The 495-nt window shown below is 64.8% G+C and carries 1 pseudogene; it reads left to right on the top strand.

What is annotated here, in order from left to right:
• Nucleotides 1–495: pseudogene (locus tag AAC083_RS23135) on the top strand (hypothetical protein); the annotation flags it as partial.

The following is a 495-nucleotide window of genomic DNA, read 5'->3' as shown; positions in this document are numbered from 1 at the left end:
GTGCTGGCGCTGCTGCCGCTCTGGCTTGGGATGGATCAGAAGGGGACACGGTTCAGGTTCGTCCTCCCCATCGCCTTGGTAGGACTGATAAGCCTGCTCTTTGTCTGGCAGGCCGATGGCTGGGCCTATTTCAGCGAGGGGCGACGCTTTACCGACGGCCACTTTACCCTGTGGGGCAACACGGCGGCGGCCCACGGCGATCGGCTGCTAAGCTGGGCGCACACCTTCAACGAGCAGCTCACTCCGCTTTGGCCCCTGGCTGTCGGAGCCTTGCTGGTGCTGCCGCTCTGGCCAAGATCAAAAGACCACGCTGCCACCCTCTCGCCGCTCTGGACGCTCTACTGGCTTGCCCTGCTGCTCTGGACCCTGTTTGGCCAGAATCCCGACAATCCCCGCCATCTGGCACCCATCACCCTGCTCGGCATAGTTCTGCTGGCAGGCAGGCTGCCGCGCCGCACCGAGGGGCTGGCAACGGTGGCCGGATTGCTGCTGCTC

This window comes from Aeromonas sp. HMWF014 (assembly GCF_963878295.1).
GTDB lineage: Bacteria > Pseudomonadota > Gammaproteobacteria > Enterobacterales > Aeromonadaceae > Aeromonas > Aeromonas popoffii.
This window is presented reverse-complemented; position numbering and strand designations above follow the sequence as displayed.